Below are 15803 nucleotides of genomic sequence, written 5' to 3'. Positions count from 1 at the left end.
GGGAATACATAGGTCTGGGCTGCTGACTCAAGGGGAAATCAAGCTTTTTTCAACTTTGGGACTTACGCCAAACTAGATACGCTCAGGGGGCAATACCCTACGGGAAGACTTACGCTAACGCCAGTTCCTTTATGCCGGGGAAGCCGTCCACCGGACTGGCTCACCGCTCTGCGTCTACATGAATTGCCCTAAGAAGAAAATCTTTCTTTTCAGCGATTGTTTGCGTAAGTCCCGGACTTGTGTGTACACTATAGCCCCTTTAAAAGGGGAAATAGACCAGAATTTAGTCTAATCAACTGAAAAATGCAGTAATGAAGCCAAATTTCTAATGAGATTTGCCATTACCTTGAGAATTTAACAACTGATCGTCATTGACCCAAATCGCTTGTTGAGGTACAGAAATAGAGATTCCCGCTTTGTCTAGGGCGACTTTCAGGCGGCGGCGGAACTCCCGTGCTACATCCCATTGCTTCAGGGGCTGTGTTTTAAACCATACACGAATAATCAAACCGCGATCGCCAAATTGATCTATTCCTAAAACTTGCGGCGGTTCCAAAATTTGACGCTGCCATTGCATTTCTTGATTCATCTCGAAAGCAACTGTTTCAATCAACTTCAAAGCGTGTTCTGTATCGGCTTGGTAGGCAATGGGAACCGTTAAATCGGCTCGTGACCAACGACTGGAAAGATTGGCAACAATTTTAATTTCACTATTGGGAATCGTGATCAAGCGCCCTTCAGAATCCCGCAGTTGGGTCATCCGCAGATTCAGATTTTCTACTAAGCCCCCTACGTTTCCCACATTAATCACATCCCCTAAAGCATACTGGTCTTCTAAGATAATCAGGAAACCATTAATCGCATCTTTAATTAGGTTTTGCGAGGCCAGAGACACGGCAACACCAACCAAACTCGCACCCGCTAGCAAGGGAACGATATCTATCCCCAATGACACCAGCGCTAGCAAAAAGCCTACTCCTACGCAGATACCAGTAGCGATGCTTTTAGTCACGCCAGAAAATGTGGAAACTCGCAGTTGCAGCCGTTCAGAACTTTCTGGAGTCAATAAAGCACCACTGCTAATTAGAGTGGTGGTGAAGCGGTCAATAAGGGCGTAGATGAGACGAATCGCTACGTAAGTTACCAGGAAAACAACACCTAATCGCAAAGGAAATTGGGCAGCTGTGAGAATCCCTAGCTGAAATGGTCGTGTGTAGGGAAATAGACCCAAGATAAAGAAACTTCCACCACCCCAAATTCCAGCTTGAGTTAGCTGAAACAATCGTCTTTTGACTTCTTGGATATGCCGATGTTGCTGTTGATTTAGTTGTGTTGTAATTGGTTGGGCTGCTGCTGGTGAAATTGGGGCGTTTAGGGGCCATCTAAGAGGTTGAGAGGCAATGGGTTGTACTGAATCTTTTTTGGAACGGCGCTGCCAACTATATATCCCCCAACTCATGATAATCATTGCTAGTCCTGTACCCGCAGCAATTTTACCTTGGTTGATTAAAAATTGAGTTTGTCTTTCTTGCTTTGCTTGTTGCAAGTCTTCTTGTAACGATTCCGCGATTTGATTTGCCGATGTCGATATATCGACCTCTCGCAATCCAGCATCCTCAGAAGTGATCGTCATCAGGTATTGATCGTTGACATAAATTACTGGTAAGTCGTTTACTTTGCGAACTTCTACCTTGACTGCTGTTTTTGCTGGTGACTGAATGTAATTTTGGCTAATTTTCTCCAACTTCTTTTGGATATCTTCTGAACGCTCAGGAAAGTTGGCTTTTGATGCTGCGATCTGAAATAACCGTCGACCATCTAAATAAATCCAGCCTGTGACAAGCCGATCGTTTGAATCACTACTGACACTACTGGGAGCTTGTAATTGAGGTAAAAATGGAATCTGGGCTGTGGCTTTTGCTATAGGTACAAAGGCTATGGCCATTGAACTAGCGATGCCTACGGCGGGCAAAGCCAACGCCAAAAATTGAAAACGCACTCAAACACCTCCTTGAAAAAATTGACTATTGACTACTTCTATAACCATCCTCCGCAATTACATTGAGTAAATGTACTTATCTAAAGTCGATATTTTCTCTTTAGATAATAAAATTTCGATGTTTTTTGTTTGCCCTCTATCTTTAGATAGATGACAGTGTACTTAGAATCAGCAAGCAAAGCTTAGAAGAGTCTTACTCTTACCAAAGATAAAACAAAAAGAAAGAACCTGGGGATAAAGTTGACATTAGGGTTATCAAACGTCAAGCTAGTTCTGAAGACTATTGACTAGTGATTTGCTTTATTTCAAGCAAAAATCGCAAGTTGTACAATAACCTAGTAGAGTGCGTAAAATTTACGTAACTTTTTTAATTTTTTGAGGTAACTTTTGATGACCGCAACTTCTCCCCGATTAAAGCACGAGGTTAAAGACCTCGGCCTAGCTGCCTTGGGTAGACAGCGCATTGAATGGGCTGGACGCGAAATGCCAGTTTTGAAGCAAATTCGTGATCGCTTTGCTATTGAGAAACCCTTCACTGGTTTACGCCTTGTAGCTTGCGCCCACATTACAACAGAAACAGCACATTTGGCGATCGCACTGAAAGCCGGTGGTGCAGACGCGCTTTTAATTGCTAGCAATCCTTTATCAACGCAAGATGACGTAGCAGCTAGTCTCGTCGTCGATCACGAAATTCCTGTCTTTGCTCAAAAAGGCGAAGATAACGCAACTTATAACCGCCACGTCCAAATAGCTTTAGATCATCGCCCCAACATCATTGTTGATGACGGTAGCGACGTGGTTGCAACTTTGGTACAACAACGCCAACACCAAATTGCTGATTTGATTGGTAGCACCGAAGAAACCACCACCGGTATCGTGCGGTTACGCGCCATGTTTAGAGAAGGCGTTCTCACCTTCCCCGCCGTCAACGTCAACGATGCTGACACCAAGCACTTCTTTGATAATCGCTATGGTACTGGGCAATCAACCCTAGATGGCATTATCCGCGCCACAAATATTTTGTTGGCTGGTAAAAACATTGTTGTCGTCGGTTATGGCTGGTGTGGTAAAGGTACAGCCCTCCGCGCCCGTGGGATGGGTGCTAACGTCATCGTCACCGAAATTGACCCCATCAAGGCAATTGAAGCCGTAATGGATGGCTTCCGTGTCCTGCCAATGGCTGAAGCTGCACCCCAAGGTGATATTTTTATCACTGTGACTGGTAACAAGCACGTCGTTCGCGGTGAACACTTCGATGTGATGAAAGACGGTGCGATCGTTTGTAACTCCGGTCACTTTGACTTGGAACTTGATTTGAAATACTTGGCTGCACAAGCTAAGGAAATCAAGGAAGTTCGTCCTTTCACCGAAGAGTACAAGTTAAAAAATGGTAAATCAGTTGTCGTTCTCGGACAAGGACGCTTGATTAACCTAGCTGCGGCTGAAGGACACCCCAGCGCGGTAATGGATATGAGTTTTGCAAACCAAGCTTTGGCTTGTGAATTCCTGGTGAAGAATAAGGGTAAGTTAGCCCCTGGTTTGCACTCAATTCCTGTTGAAGTCGATCAAGAAATTGCTCGTTTGAAGTTGCAAGCTATTGGGATCACGATTGATAGCCTAACAGCTGATCAAATTGAGTACATCAATTCTTGGACAAGTGGAACTTGATACATTGATTAATTGATTTTTTTAGGGATAAGCCCAAAAGCTTATCCCTTTTTTTGTGTTTCGCGCGAAGACGCAAAGTTATGGTTAACGCCACGCTGTATTATCAGATTTTGAATTTACCAATTTCTTATGCTAATTCAGCAACACCCATTTTATATTTCTCATGCAGAGATGCAGAAAACCTGAAAGAGGAAATTTTGCACTTTTATAACTCAGTATAAGTAGTATTAAAATATAGAAAAAGTAAAAATTTACTAGTAGTTTATGTAGGATGGGAAGATGAGAAATGGGCTTATGGTTGTGTTGTTCATGTAGATATTAAAGATGGCAAAATCTGTATTCAGCGTGATTTGACTGAAGAAGAGATAGCTAATGAATTAGTAGAGTTAGGAGTGCCAAAAACAGATATTGTTTTGGGTTTTAGATCGCCTTCTGTCGGGCAGTTTACTGGTTTTGAATCTGTTTAAATTTTAGGAGGATGCCAACTTAAGCTAATCCAAATTGCCCTAGCTTGTACAATATCTTCATTGTTTAATCTTAAAGCTAAAACCGTTGCTCTTCCAGTAGCAGTTATTCCAATAATATGAGTACCACCATTTGCCCATTGAAAATGGTCTAACCATCTTTGTTGACGAGGATTAAACAAAAACACAGATTCATTACTTACAGGATCATTAGCTGTTATTTTTGCTCCTTTAAATTCATTACAGCGATAACAACAAGCAGCTAGATTTTCTCGTTCATCATTTCCCCCCAATGAACTGGGCAAAATATGATCCATAACTAAAGGCATACCTATTAAACGACTAGATGTGCGGCAATATTCACACCTGTAATCAGACTCATTAACAACTTGTTGACGAATAGATTTAGATATAGATGACACTGGAATTAATTTATTAATTGCTCAAAGTTTGGAAGAGAATAACCTTTCCACTTTAAAAGCTCATAAGAGTATGCTTTTTTCAACATTAAATAATCAGCGCTTACTCGGAGCGATCGCAACAATAATCTATCTGATTCACTTAATTGATTATTTTGATTTTTTTCTAGCAGTTGTAAATGTAGTTCTTGTTGACTTTCTGGGATTTGACTTTGACCAATAATTAATAATTCCTCAATCGTTAATTCTTGCATAGAAATTAATTCACCTTGTAATTCCAGAGGCGCATAATCAACAGCAGGAGGAGCATTTGTTTGGTTAGTCATAAGTTTTATAATAATTCCTTAATTTTTAGTATAGCTAAACTACACGCGCTCAGGGGGCAATTCATGAATTGCCCCTACCTGAAAATAAGGGTTTCGGCTATTGTTTGCGTAAGTCCTGTTAACTTTTCGCTGTTCGGCTAAAAAGTCGATAGTATAGTGACGTACTAGTTTCTTTTAAGGGAAACAGCAGATAGGTAAGAGGATTTATTGCCACAATAATATTTCGGAAGTCTCGCCGCGCGAAAAATAAGATGGCACGAGCAACTTGCTGTGCAGACATAACACCATAGGGATTAAGTTGACTCTTGAACGGGCCAAGAATTAACTTGCGAATTACACAATCCCCATCTAAACGCTTTAGGGTAACAATATCACCTAGCGATCGCTTGCTGAGTTCATAAAGCGGACTCAGTGCTGGAGAAACCTCAGCCTCAGAAGTGTTTACCCAGATTTCCTTGGTTGCTTTTGCTTGTGGCCCGGTTACAGTTGTCGAAAATATATCCATCAACCGCAATGCTGAAAAGGTATTCACCTCATAAGAAGAGTTGATAGCCTCTGATGTGCGGCTGGCGTAGACATTGATTCCGTGGTTGATAATTAAAATATCTACTTTCTCTAAACTATTCCTCAGTTCGGCTTCATTACCCAACTGCCAAGGAACCACTTTCACCCCAACTTGCTCTACTAATTTTTCTGGATTAGTGGTTAATGCCACGACTTTAGCATTGTTCTTTACAAGTTCAGCTGCCAATGCTTGCCCTAACGCTCCTGATGCTCCGGTTAAAGCGATGGTTTTCCCCTTGAGAGACAGTCCTGTGCCCAGGATTTTATCAACTAAAGGAAAGACACCACTGTAGTAAGCGTTGACATCATCAAAATGATGCCGCCAATGGTAAGACCGATTCACCCACCAAATGGATGGAATTGTCTCTAAAGGGCCGGGTAAGTGGTTGTAGTCTGTATCAATTTTTCCCTGGAAATACCGCACAGATGCACCATACAAGAAGGTGGAACCATAAGCTACTCCCAGCCATAACCCCAATTGTTGGACAATTAAGGCAACGGCTACCAACACCACCAGCAGTAGACTCGATTCTAAAATGTCGTGATAGAGTTGCGATTCTTGGTAAATTTTCATGGAAACTATCGATAAATCGCGGCGATAGGCGCTATGGTGCTTGTTGTGCCATTTAGCAAGCCAATTGACTTGGTGACACAAAGCATGGTAGGTGTCTCTCAAGACCTCAGCAAGCAAAAGTGAAAAAAGTCCCCAACTAGCAAACTCTAAGCCGGCATTTAGCCAAACCCAATTAATTTGTAATCTTGCCTCAATTCCCATCAAGTTTTCAGCTAGCATTTTTATCATATTTGTCTATACTCGTTTTTATTAATCATTCTTCATGATCTGACAAAGGTGCGTTAAGGTCGAGTCTAGAGCAAATTAAAATCAAAGGGAATGGGGAATGGGAAATGGGGAGTGGGGAATGGGGAATGGGGAATGGGAAATGGGGAATGGGGAATGGGGAGTGGGGAATGGGAAATGGGAAATGGGAAATGGGAAATGGGCGACAAAGAGAAGTAAGTAATGCCCAATTACGAATTACGTTAGCGAAGCGGGGCGTAGCCCATTACGAATTAGTTATGATATCCCAGTTGACTTTCACATAGCCAGGTTCAATGTGGGTAAAGTGTTGGCTCAATTGCTGATGTGCTTCTGGTAGAGCGTGAAAGGGAATTGATGCGTACAAATGATGTTCCGCATGAAATGGCATATTCCACATGAAAAATCGGACAGGCCAAAGGGTTAAGGTTGTGCGCGTATTTGTGAGCAGATTAGCGTCAAGAGTGCAACCTGTATGTTCTGCTAGCAGAATGAAACGGAGAATCGGCTGACCGATAAGCAGGGGTAGCAGCCAATACAGGAAAAACCAAGGCTGACCAAATAGAATTGAGATTGCGATCGCACTTATATAAACACCTAATTGCCATCGAGTAGAGCGAATAACTTCGGCTCGTGCGGCTTCTGGCACAAATGGAAAATCGTCAAATTGACCAGTCGCCACCTGAAAATGCCCGCTCAATTTACCCCGCCACCACGGGAAACCGCTAATTATCAACAAGTATTTACCCAGATTACTCGGTTTGAGATCGGTTAGTTCGGGATCTTTGTCAGGAACGCGAGTGTAGCGATGATGCCATTTATGATAACGACGAAAGAATGTGCTGTTGTAAAATGAGAGCAAGCCGGAAAACCAAGCTACAGCATCATTTAATCGATTGTTAGCGAAAGCCGTTCTGTGAACGCATTCGTGCATCGGTGCAAACATGGAAGCCAGACTGAAGCCATAGATTACCAGTGCTGGTATAGCCAGTGACCAATTGCCAAAGTTTGTTCCCCACAGGTAGCCACTGCAAATCATGACTGTGAGGTGCAAAGCCAGTTGAATTAGCCCTTTGGAGTTGGAGCGATCGTTTAGAACACTTAACTCCTGTACACTGAGAATCTGACAGAAGTTTTGCTCTTTATCAGCTTTGTTATCCAATAATTCAGATTGAATAATTGCGTCAGACATAATTTTTTTAAGTAGGTCGGCGTGAATAGTTGTGGGTGGGTTGCCTTCTAACTTCTCAATTCTGACTCTTGACTCCTGAATTCCGATCTAATTTTAATAGACACTGTGAATTTAGCTGACTATACCAGCGCGAAAAATTTGTTCTGCGGTTAAATTCAACTCTGGGAAAGTTGGTGATTGGATACGGTCATTACCTCGAAATTTATTAATTAGATACTCACCTTCTTCTAAACAGCAAACCAAAATAGTAGGTTGTTTTGGTTTGCCAATAAATTCCCGACCACCCAAGGCGGCATAGTCCACAATCCAGTATTCAGGAATTCCCATTTGTTCATAGTCAGCATATTTTTTGTGGTAATCATCACGCCAATTAGTACTCACTACCTCCACCACTAGAGGAATGGATACAGCTTGGCTTACAGTAGATGTTTTTTTCCATAGAGGTTCATTTATTAAATTAGGCTGATTTAGGATAAGGACATCTGGTGAATAAGCTGATTCGTTTTCAAGTGGTTTGACGAATACTGTTTTTGGGATGAAATAAGGAAGATTTAAACGACTATATTCTAAAGTGATTTTTGTGGCTAAAAATCCTGTAACCTCTTCATGGTCGCCTGTTGGTTGTGCCATCTCAACAATTACTCCATCATGGAGTTCATAACGTCTTTGTGGGTTGTCTGGGTACTGAGCAACAAATTCATCGAATGTAACTAGTTTGCGTAAGGCTTGAGTCATGGCTTTATTCCTCTAAGCAAAACTGTGAGCGTGAAGGAGGCAGGGGGAGAAAAAACTTATTTTAAGCGTATTGCAATTCTAAGGCTTGTTAAGCCTTTGAACTCCGTCAACGAGTGTTTGAACTAGATGAATCCACCTTTTATCTCCGTTAACGAGTGTTTGAACTGGATGAATCCACCTTTGATCTCCGTTGACGAGTGTTTGAACTGGATGAATCCACCTTTGATCTCCGTTGACGAGTGTTTGAACTGGATGAATCCACCTTTGATCTCCGTTGACGAGTATTTGAACTGGATGAATCCACCTTTGATCTCCGTCAACGAGTATTTGAACTGGATGAATCCACCTTTGATCTCCGTCAACGAGTATTTGAACTGGATGAATCCACCTTTGATACTAATTAACCTAACTCTTGTACGGAATATTCTACTTCCTTCAATCTCAAGTGCCACACTACGGCTCTTTGATGTTTGGAGGCTGTGGATTTGCGATCGCAATTATGGGAAAGTTAATCAAAGTGAACTAGCAAAAATAAATATGATATGTAAAAAACTCCCCTCTAAAATGAAGGGAGTCAAGAGTTAGTGATTAAAAAGAACAAATCAACCAAGCGTTATTTGTTCAGTCGGGTGAGTGTCAAATTGGCTGTTTGCGCCAACTACGTTTTTTCATCTTGGTTTGCCAAGACTCCATGTAGGTGTAGAAAACGGGTGTTAAATAAAGTGTGAGGAACTGCGAGAACACCAACCCCCCAACTACTGCTAAACCAAGGGGACGACGTGTATCTGCTCCGGCTCCTAAACCGAGGGCAATTGGTAAAGTTCCCATGAGTGCTGCCATTGTCGTCATCATAATTGGACGGAATCTCACCAAGCAGGCTTCATAGATAGCATCATAAGGGGTTTTGCCGTTGTGACGGGCAACGATCGCAAAGTCAACCATCATAATCCCATTTTTCTTCACAATGCCAACTAGCAGAATGATGCCGACGAAGGCGTAAATATTCAAGTCAACTTGAAACAGCAACAGGGTCAGTATTGCCCCAAATCCAGCAGAAGGTAAGCTAGAAAGGATAGTTAGCGGGTGAATGAAGTTCTCGTAGAGAATCCCCAAGACGATATAAATCACCAAGATGGCAACTAGCAGTAGCAATCCTAAACCCTGAATCGAAGATTGGAATGCCTGCGCTGAACCTTGGAAACCTGTACTAATAGTAGGTGGGAGTGTTTGACGGGCAAGTTCCTCAATTTTCCCAGTGACGTTACCTAGTGATACCCCTGGCTTGAGGTTAAAGGAGAAGGTGACAGAAGCAAGCTGCCCTTTGTGGTTGATAGTTAAGGGACCTACATCTTTGCTCAAGGTTGCTATGGCGTTGAGAGGCACAAGTTGTCCACTAGGGGCACGAACTGAGAGTAAATCTAAGGCGTTGGCATTTTGTTGATATTTTGGTTCCACGCCCATAATTACTTGGTATTGGCTATCGGGGGCGTAGATGGTAGAAACTTGGCGAGTACCATAAGCATTACTCAGAGCAGTTTCGATTTGATTAGCGGTCAAACCTAGAGCTGAAGCGTGGTCGCGGTTGATGTCTACTTTTACTTGCGGATTCTTGATTTGCAAATCGCTGTTAACATCTTGTAAATCTGAGAGCGATCGCAATTTCTCTTCTAAAGCTGGAGCGTACTGGTAAAGTTCCTGGATATTGGGAGTTTGCAGAGTAAATTGATACTGTGCTTTTGTCTGTTGTCCACCCACATTAATAGCTGGGGGATTTTGCAAGAAAACCTTAATTCCAGGTACAACTGACAATTTCGGTCGGAGTTCCTGGACAACTTCATCAGCACTGAGACGGCGCTCATGGCGGGGCTTGAGTTCAATTAAAAGCCGTCCCGCGTTGGCGGAAGCATTTGGGCCACCAGCTCCGACACTGGAGTTGATGGAATCAACATTAGGATCGCGATAAGCGATCGCAGCTACAGCTTGTTGATGTTTTACCATTTCATCAAAGGATATATCCTCTGATGCCTGAGTTGTTGCCGTAATTTGTCCAACATCTGCGTTGGGAACAAACCCTTTAGGCACAATTATAAATAGATACACTGTCGCTACAAGAATCGCTCCCGAAATCACCATTGTTGTGCGGTGATACTTGAGTGATTTTCTCAAACTCCAATCGTATCCGCCCAATATCACATTAAAAACGTTTTCCGAAAAGTTGTAGAGACGACGGTTAAAGTTTTTGATTCGGGACTTGAGACTAGGGGGTGGGGACTCGGAGTTAAGAATTTCTCCCTCTCTCCCCTGCTCCTCATCTCCCCTGCTCCCCTGCTCCCCTGCTCCCCTGCTTTCCTGCTCCTCATCCCCCTCACTCTCCTGCTCATGATGAGGTGGACTCAAAAATCTGGAACACAGCATTGGTGTCAAGCTGAGGGAAATTACGCCAGATACCAAAATTGCAACGCTAATGGTAACGGCAAACTCCCGAAACAGTCGCCCCAGAATGCCTTCCATGAAAAGGATCGGGATGAATACTGCTACCAGAGAGATGGTCATAGATAAGATTGTGAAACCAATCTCTCTAGAACCATTTAGGGCTGCTTCCATCCGGCTTTCGCCCATTTCCATGTGGCGGACAATATTCTCCAGCATGACTACGGCATCGTCTACCACGAAACCTACTGAAAGGGTCAACGCCATCAGTGATAGGTTATCGAGTGAGAAACCCAGTAGTACCATGACTCCAAAAGTCGCTACTATCGAAAGCGGTACTGCCAAACTGGGAATAACAGTAGCAGAGATATTGCGAAGAAATAGAAAGATTACCAGCACCACCAGAGCGATGGTGAGCAACAGCGTGAATTGTACATCATCCACTGACTCCCGAATTGATTGGGAGCGATCGTAGAGAATATCCATGTTCACAGCCGCCGGAATCTGTGTCCGAAAGGTAGGTAACAGTTTCTTGATTGCATCCACTACTTGAACAGTATTAGTTCCCGGTTGGCGCTGAATTGCCAAAACGATCGCCCGCACACCAGAATTTTGGATTGGGAATTTCTCCCCTGCTCCCCTACTCCCCTGCTCCTCTGCTCCCCTACTCCCCTGCTCCTCTGCTCCCCTGCTCCTCTGCTCCCCTGCTCCCCTGCTCCCCTGCTCCCCTGCTCCCTTACTCTCTTTCTTGACAGGAAAATACCAACTCGCAATCTTGTCATTTTCCACGCTGTCCAGAACTTGACCTAGTTCTCCTAGCTGCACTGGTGCGCCGTTCTGATAAGCCACACTTAGGGAGCGATAGCTGGCCGCATCGTTGAGTTGACCGTTTGCTTGGATGGTAGAATTTTGCTGCTTACCGTAAAGTGTCCCCGTAGGCAGATTGACATTTCCATTAGCGATCGCAGTTGCTACTTCATCAATTCCTATGCCTTTGACACTCAGCGCTTCCGGGTCAAGCTGAATTCGTACTGCGTACTTTTGGGAACCAAACACCTGCACTTGTGCCACTCCATCCACCATTGACAGGCGTTGTGCCAGCAATGTTTCAGCGTACTTATCTACAGTTGAGAGGGGCAGAATAGACGAATTGAGGGAGATGTAAAGGACTGGCTGATCTGCCGGATTTACCTTTCGGTAAGATGGCGGATTAGGCATATTTGTCGGTAACTGCTTTGCTCCCTTAGCGATCGCAGACTGGACATCTTGGGCTGCACCGTCAATATCCCGATTCAGGTCAAATTGCAGCGTCAGTTGTGTAGTACCCAAAGAACTGGTAGAGTTCATCGAACTCAATCCCGCGATGCTCGAAAACTGCTGCTCTAAAGGAGTTGCGACTGAGGCAGCCATCGTTTCTGGACTAGCTCCGGGCAGATTAGCTGTTACCTGGAGTGTTGGATAATCTACATTGGGTAAGTCGCTAACAGGTAGCTGTTGGTAACTGATCAGCCCAAATATCAAAATGCCAACCATAACCAGAGTTGTCATGATTGGTCGCCGGATAAATAGCTCAGAAATGTTCATCTTAATAATGAGTCATTTGTCATTGGTCATTTGTCATTGTTTTCCATCACCTCTGCCCCTCTGCCTTTCCGCCTCCCTGCTCCCCTGCTCCCCTGCTTCCTACCTCCGGTTTCACTTGGACTGTGGCACCAGGCACTAGGTTGAATTGTCCATCAATAACTACTTGTTCACCCGGTTTCAAGCCTTGCTTAATTACCGTTTCGTTCTCAACGGTGTCGCCGACGGTAATTGACCGCATTTCTGCTGTTTTGTCGGGTTTGATTATATACACAAATTGTCCCTTTTGCCCACTCTGTACCGCCTGAGAAGGAACAGTAATGGCATTTGGTTCTTCGCTCAGTTTGAGGACTACATTAACAAACTGTCCCGGAAACAGGCGATCGTCAGCGTTAGCAAAAGTACCCTTAAGTTGAATTGTGCCTGTTTGGGTATTGACTCCACTATCGACAAAGGTAAGTTCGCCCCGGACTGGTCGCCCTGCATCTTTAGGAGGTAAAGCATCGACTTCTAACTTACCGTTATTAGCACTGTATTTTTTGATATCTGGCAGCAATCGCTGGGCAATGGAAAAGTTGACGTAAATCGGGTGAATTTGACTGATTGTAATGAGCGGATCGGTGGCATTCGCCTCTACCAAGTTGCCTTGATTTAGCTTCAGACTACCCGTGCGTCCAGCAATTGGTGAGTATATGGAAGTATAGGAAAGCTGAACTTTAGCATTATCGATCGCAGCTTCATCTGCCACTACCACTGCCTGAGCATTTTGTACATCTGCTTGGGCTGCTGCGATCGCAGCCTGAGCATTTGCTACTCCCTCTTGATCTGCTTGCACTGTTGCCTGTTGAGCAGCAGCAGTAGTCTGATACTGTTCTGACTGTTCTTTACTGATAGCCCCTTGCTTGAGCAAACTAGCATAACGTTGAGCCTGCACATTTGCATTTGTTGCCTGGGACTTATCCTTTACGACATTCGCTTTTGCCTGGTTCACTTGAGCGATCGCTTTTAGCACATTAGCCTGTGCCTGTTTCACCTGAGCCAAATCTTTAGCCTTAGCAGCATTAGCTTGCATCAGCGCGGCTTGTAGAGGGCGAGAATCAATTTTAAATAACAAGTCTCCTTTCTTAACGTTCTGTCCTTGCTGAAAATAGACTCCAGTCAGTTGCCCACCAACTTGAGATTTGACAGATACCGTAGAATATGCTTCAACTGTCCCCGTAGCCGATAACTGTACTGGAATAGTTTTTTGAGTCGCAATGGCAACCACCACTGGCACGGCTCGCTTTTTTCCTGCTTCTTTTCCACTTGATTGGGCTTCGGAAGCATTACAGGCAGCACATAAGTAAGTTAGACCTAATACAAGTAATGAAAATCGTCCTCTTTGAATAACGTTATAAAAGCTAGGAATAGTTTGAGCAGCCAAGGACGGAGGCTTTATTGTCTGAATAGAAACTAAACGGCGCATATTAACAATTTGGGGAAAGGGGAAGCACATACACGTACTAGCTTGTCGTTAGACATCGCATTTTTTTTTGCAAAATGGTTGGTTGCGATTAATTCTAATTAGATAAGCAGAATGTTAGTCAAGCTAAACATTAGTGTACTAATAATTGCTGTTTTAGCCTACCCCTTTTGGAAATAAATTGTTGTTAAACTTGTGTGACTTTTTTGTGACTTTATTTATATGAGAACTTACGCAAAATATTTATCAAATTCTCATTCCTTTGCACCTTTGCGGTAGCCTGCGGCAAGCGGCTGACGCTCCTTCTCTGCGAGACGCTACGCGAACGTCGCTACCGCTCGCTAATGCCTCTAAGTTATTCCCTAACTTGTGCGTAACTAAGCAACAAACTTATTTTACGAAGGCGATTGCAGTTTGTCATTCAGCCAAAATAAATATTTGGAATTAGACATTTAAGCGATCGCCCGCCCTCAACTGAGATTCAAGCAGCACAAAAAATCGGGGCAGGTGATAAACCCGCCCCGACATTTGATGATATATTGCGCCCAACGGCTGTTGCCACAGGCTTTAAACTATGAACTAAACGCACCATATCTTCTAAAGAGAGTGCTTGACGGGCATCAGAAACAGATTTTTCTGGTTCTGGGTGACATTCAATAATTAATCCATCTGCACCGCAAGCGATCGCAGCCCTAGCCACAGGTGCTACCAGTTCCCGTTTACCAACAGCATGGGAAGGATCTACAATCACAGGCAGATGAGTTATTTGCTTGAGTGCTGCCACTGCTGCTAAATCTAGGACATTGCGGGTGTAATCATCGAAGCTGCGGATACCGCGTTCGCACAACACCACATCAGGATTCCCGTGGCTAAGAATATATTCAGCAGCCATGACGAATTCTTCAATAGTCGCTGCTAAACCACGTTTGAGGAGTATTGGTTTACCAGCTTGTCCCAAAGCTTTGAGCAAGTCGAAGTTTTGCATATTACGACTACCAACTTGAAGCATATCAGCGTGGGCGGCGACTACTTCAATTTGGGAAATTGACATCACCTCAGTGACAACTGGCATATTGTAATGCGATCGCACCCTTGCCAAAATCCTCAATCCTTCCTCACCCATACCCTGGAAAGCGTAGGGAGATGTGCGAGGTTTGTAGACACCGCCACGCAACCCCTGTATCGATGCAGTAGATAGCTTTTGGGCGACAATCTCCATTTGTTCTAAGCTTTCAACGGTACAGGGCCCGCCGATAATTACCAGTTCTTCGCCTCCGAAAGCGACTTTTTCTGAGATTTTAACGATTGTCTGGTGATTCGGATGAGATTGTGCAGCAAGTTTAGCATTAATCATGGTTTCATTCTCCTGAAAAGTTATGGATTGAGTATTAGGTATTAAGGTAAGAGTTGTTTTCCAGTCCCCAGTGATAACAAAAAAGCCCGGAACCTTTGAAAAGTTCCGGGCGCGTTCTGATTCATCGACATGACGCTACTTACCCGGAATTTAATCTGGGCCAAAAGTAAAAGCCATAAAACCAGCTACTTAAATAAGTCATGAAGATGAAATTCTCCTTAAAACAACAAAAACCGCAGAGTTTGCTCTGCGGTTCACCGGGCGGTTTCCATTAGGAAACTACATTCACTCCCGGTGAACCACCTTAGACCAAAAATAAAAGTAGGAACTTGTTTTAAGCATTTGCGGAGCTTTTGCTGGAAAACTTAATAAATATACCTATTTAAGCTAACATTAACAGGAAGAATAGGCAGTGTCAAGACCCCAATAAACCACAAAAAAGCGATAGACTCAGTACAACTGTAGGAGTGAAGACTCGCATTGTAGGGAAACAACCTGCTTTAAGCCACTTTGACATCTATATCAATTGCCCCTAAGACAGATGTAGTTTTTCAAATAATCTATATTTGGTCTTTCCTGTGAATGCGTAACTCCTAAAAACATATAAACCAGTTTGCTTTTTAAGTAGGGTACAAAATACAGAACTTAAAACCAGATACAAAGAGTTACTATCTCCTGCCCCTTGTCCCCTTGTCCCCTTGTCCCCTTGTCCCCTTGTCCCCTTGTCCCCTTGTCCCCCTGCTCCCCTGCCCCCTGCTCCCCTGCCCCCTGCCCCCTGCCCTCAAACCCGTA

At 43.7% G+C, this 15803-nt stretch carries 11 protein-coding genes and 1 pseudogene; 3 read left to right on the top strand and 9 right to left on the bottom strand.

Features of this window, described 5'->3' with window-relative positions; translation table 11 throughout:
• Positions 1–325: 325 nt before the first annotated feature.
• Positions 326–1999 (bottom strand): mechanosensitive ion channel family protein, encoded by a 1674-nt coding sequence (locus tag IQ274_RS24175; RefSeq protein WP_416209848.1) that lies wholly within the window; start codon positions 1997–1999, stop codon positions 326–328.
• A gap of 390 nt (positions 2000–2389) precedes the next feature.
• Here IQ274_RS24175 and ahcY point away from each other — a divergent pair, with 390 nt between their 5' ends.
• Positions 2390–3667 (top strand): adenosylhomocysteinase, encoded by a 1278-nt coding sequence (gene ahcY / locus IQ274_RS24170; RefSeq protein ID WP_194143679.1) that lies wholly within the window; start codon positions 2390–2392, stop codon positions 3665–3667.
• Positions 3668–3918: 251 nt separating this feature from the next.
• A pseudogene (locus IQ274_RS24165) lies at positions 3919–4134 on the top strand (XisI protein); the annotation flags it as partial.
• Here IQ274_RS24165 and IQ274_RS24160 read toward each other — a convergent pair.
• From IQ274_RS24160 to IQ274_RS24140, 5 genes are all read right to left on the bottom strand, one after another.
• A complete protein-coding gene (locus tag IQ274_RS24160; protein WP_194143678.1) occupies positions 4131–4553 on the bottom strand; it encodes an HNH endonuclease in 423 nt (140 codons plus the stop codon). The pseudogene IQ274_RS24165 and the gene IQ274_RS24160 overlap by 4 nt on opposite strands.
• A 5-nt stretch (positions 4554–4558) precedes the next feature.
• Positions 4559–4876: a hypothetical protein gene (locus IQ274_RS24155; RefSeq protein WP_163928471.1), complete on the bottom strand. Its 318-nt coding sequence runs from the start codon at positions 4874–4876 to the stop codon at positions 4559–4561.
• Between the two features lie 118 nt (positions 4877–4994).
• Complete coding sequence (locus IQ274_RS24150) at positions 4995–6242, bottom strand: bifunctional sterol desaturase/short chain dehydrogenase (protein WP_194143677.1); 1248 nt, start codon at positions 6240–6242, stop codon at positions 4995–4997.
• A gap of 262 nt (positions 6243–6504) precedes the next feature.
• Entirely contained in the window at positions 6505–7449 is a 945-nt protein-coding gene (locus IQ274_RS24145) for a fatty acid desaturase family protein (protein ID WP_194143676.1), read from the bottom strand.
• Positions 7450–7560: 111 nt separating this feature from the next.
• Complete coding sequence (locus IQ274_RS24140; protein ID WP_194143675.1) at positions 7561–8184, bottom strand: Uma2 family endonuclease; 624 nt, start codon at positions 8182–8184, stop codon at positions 7561–7563.
• A gap of 126 nt (positions 8185–8310) precedes the next feature.
• Here IQ274_RS24140 and IQ274_RS24135 point away from each other — a divergent pair, with 126 nt between their 5' ends.
• Positions 8311–8769, top strand: a complete 459-nt coding sequence (locus IQ274_RS24135) for a hypothetical protein (RefSeq protein WP_194143674.1) — start codon at positions 8311–8313, stop codon at positions 8767–8769.
• A 51-nt stretch (positions 8770–8820) separates the two neighbouring features.
• Here the strand turns inward: IQ274_RS24135 and IQ274_RS24130 are convergent, their stop codons facing one another.
• From IQ274_RS24130 to aroF, 3 genes are all read right to left on the bottom strand, one after another.
• On the bottom strand, positions 8821–12198 hold the full coding sequence (locus tag IQ274_RS24130) for an efflux RND transporter permease subunit (protein ID WP_194143673.1): 3378 nt from the start codon (positions 12196–12198) through the stop codon (positions 8821–8823).
• A gap of 46 nt (positions 12199–12244) precedes the next feature.
• Positions 12245–13660 carry an efflux RND transporter periplasmic adaptor subunit gene (locus tag IQ274_RS24125; RefSeq protein ID WP_228058335.1) on the bottom strand — a complete coding sequence of 472 codons (1416 nt, stop codon included), beginning with the start codon at positions 13658–13660 and terminating at the stop codon, positions 12245–12247.
• A gap of 478 nt (positions 13661–14138) precedes the next feature.
• Positions 14139–15035, bottom strand: coding sequence for a 3-deoxy-7-phosphoheptulonate synthase (aroF, locus tag IQ274_RS24120; RefSeq protein WP_322745311.1), 897 nt, complete (start codon positions 15033–15035; stop codon positions 14139–14141).
• Between the last annotated feature and the right edge of the window lie 768 nt (positions 15036–15803).

The organism is Nostoc sp. LEGE 12447 (genome assembly GCF_015206985.1).
Taxonomy (GTDB): domain Bacteria; phylum Cyanobacteriota; class Cyanobacteriia; order Cyanobacteriales; family Nostocaceae; genus Nostoc.
Note: the sequence above shows the minus strand (reverse complement) of the source record. Positions and strands in the feature narration are given on the sequence as shown.

Excerpts from the sequence above, each read along its gene's own strand:
- IQ274_RS24150 (WP_194143677.1), bottom strand. The coding sequence starts at position 6,242 with ATGATAAAAATGCTAGCTGAAAACTTGATGGGAATTGAGGCAAGATTA.
- IQ274_RS24130 (WP_194143673.1), bottom strand. The coding sequence starts at position 12,198 with ATGAACATTTCTGAGCTATTTATCCGGCGACCAATCATGACAACTCTG.
- IQ274_RS24140 (WP_194143675.1), bottom strand. The coding sequence starts at position 8,184 with ATGACTCAAGCCTTACGCAAACTAGTTACATTCGATGAATTTGTTGCT.
- IQ274_RS24125 (WP_228058335.1), bottom strand. The coding sequence starts at position 13,660 with ATGCGCCGTTTAGTTTCTATTCAGACAATAAAGCCTCCGTCCTTGGCT.
- ahcY (WP_194143679.1), top strand. The coding sequence starts at position 2,390 with ATGACCGCAACTTCTCCCCGATTAAAGCACGAGGTTAAAGACCTCGGC.
- IQ274_RS24135 (WP_194143674.1), top strand. The coding sequence starts at position 8,311 with ATGAATCCACCTTTTATCTCCGTTAACGAGTGTTTGAACTGGATGAAT.
- IQ274_RS24155 (WP_163928471.1), bottom strand. The coding sequence starts at position 4,876 with ATGACTAACCAAACAAATGCTCCTCCTGCTGTTGATTATGCGCCTCTG.
- IQ274_RS24145 (WP_194143676.1), bottom strand. The coding sequence starts at position 7,449 with ATGTCTGACGCAATTATTCAATCTGAATTATTGGATAACAAAGCTGAT.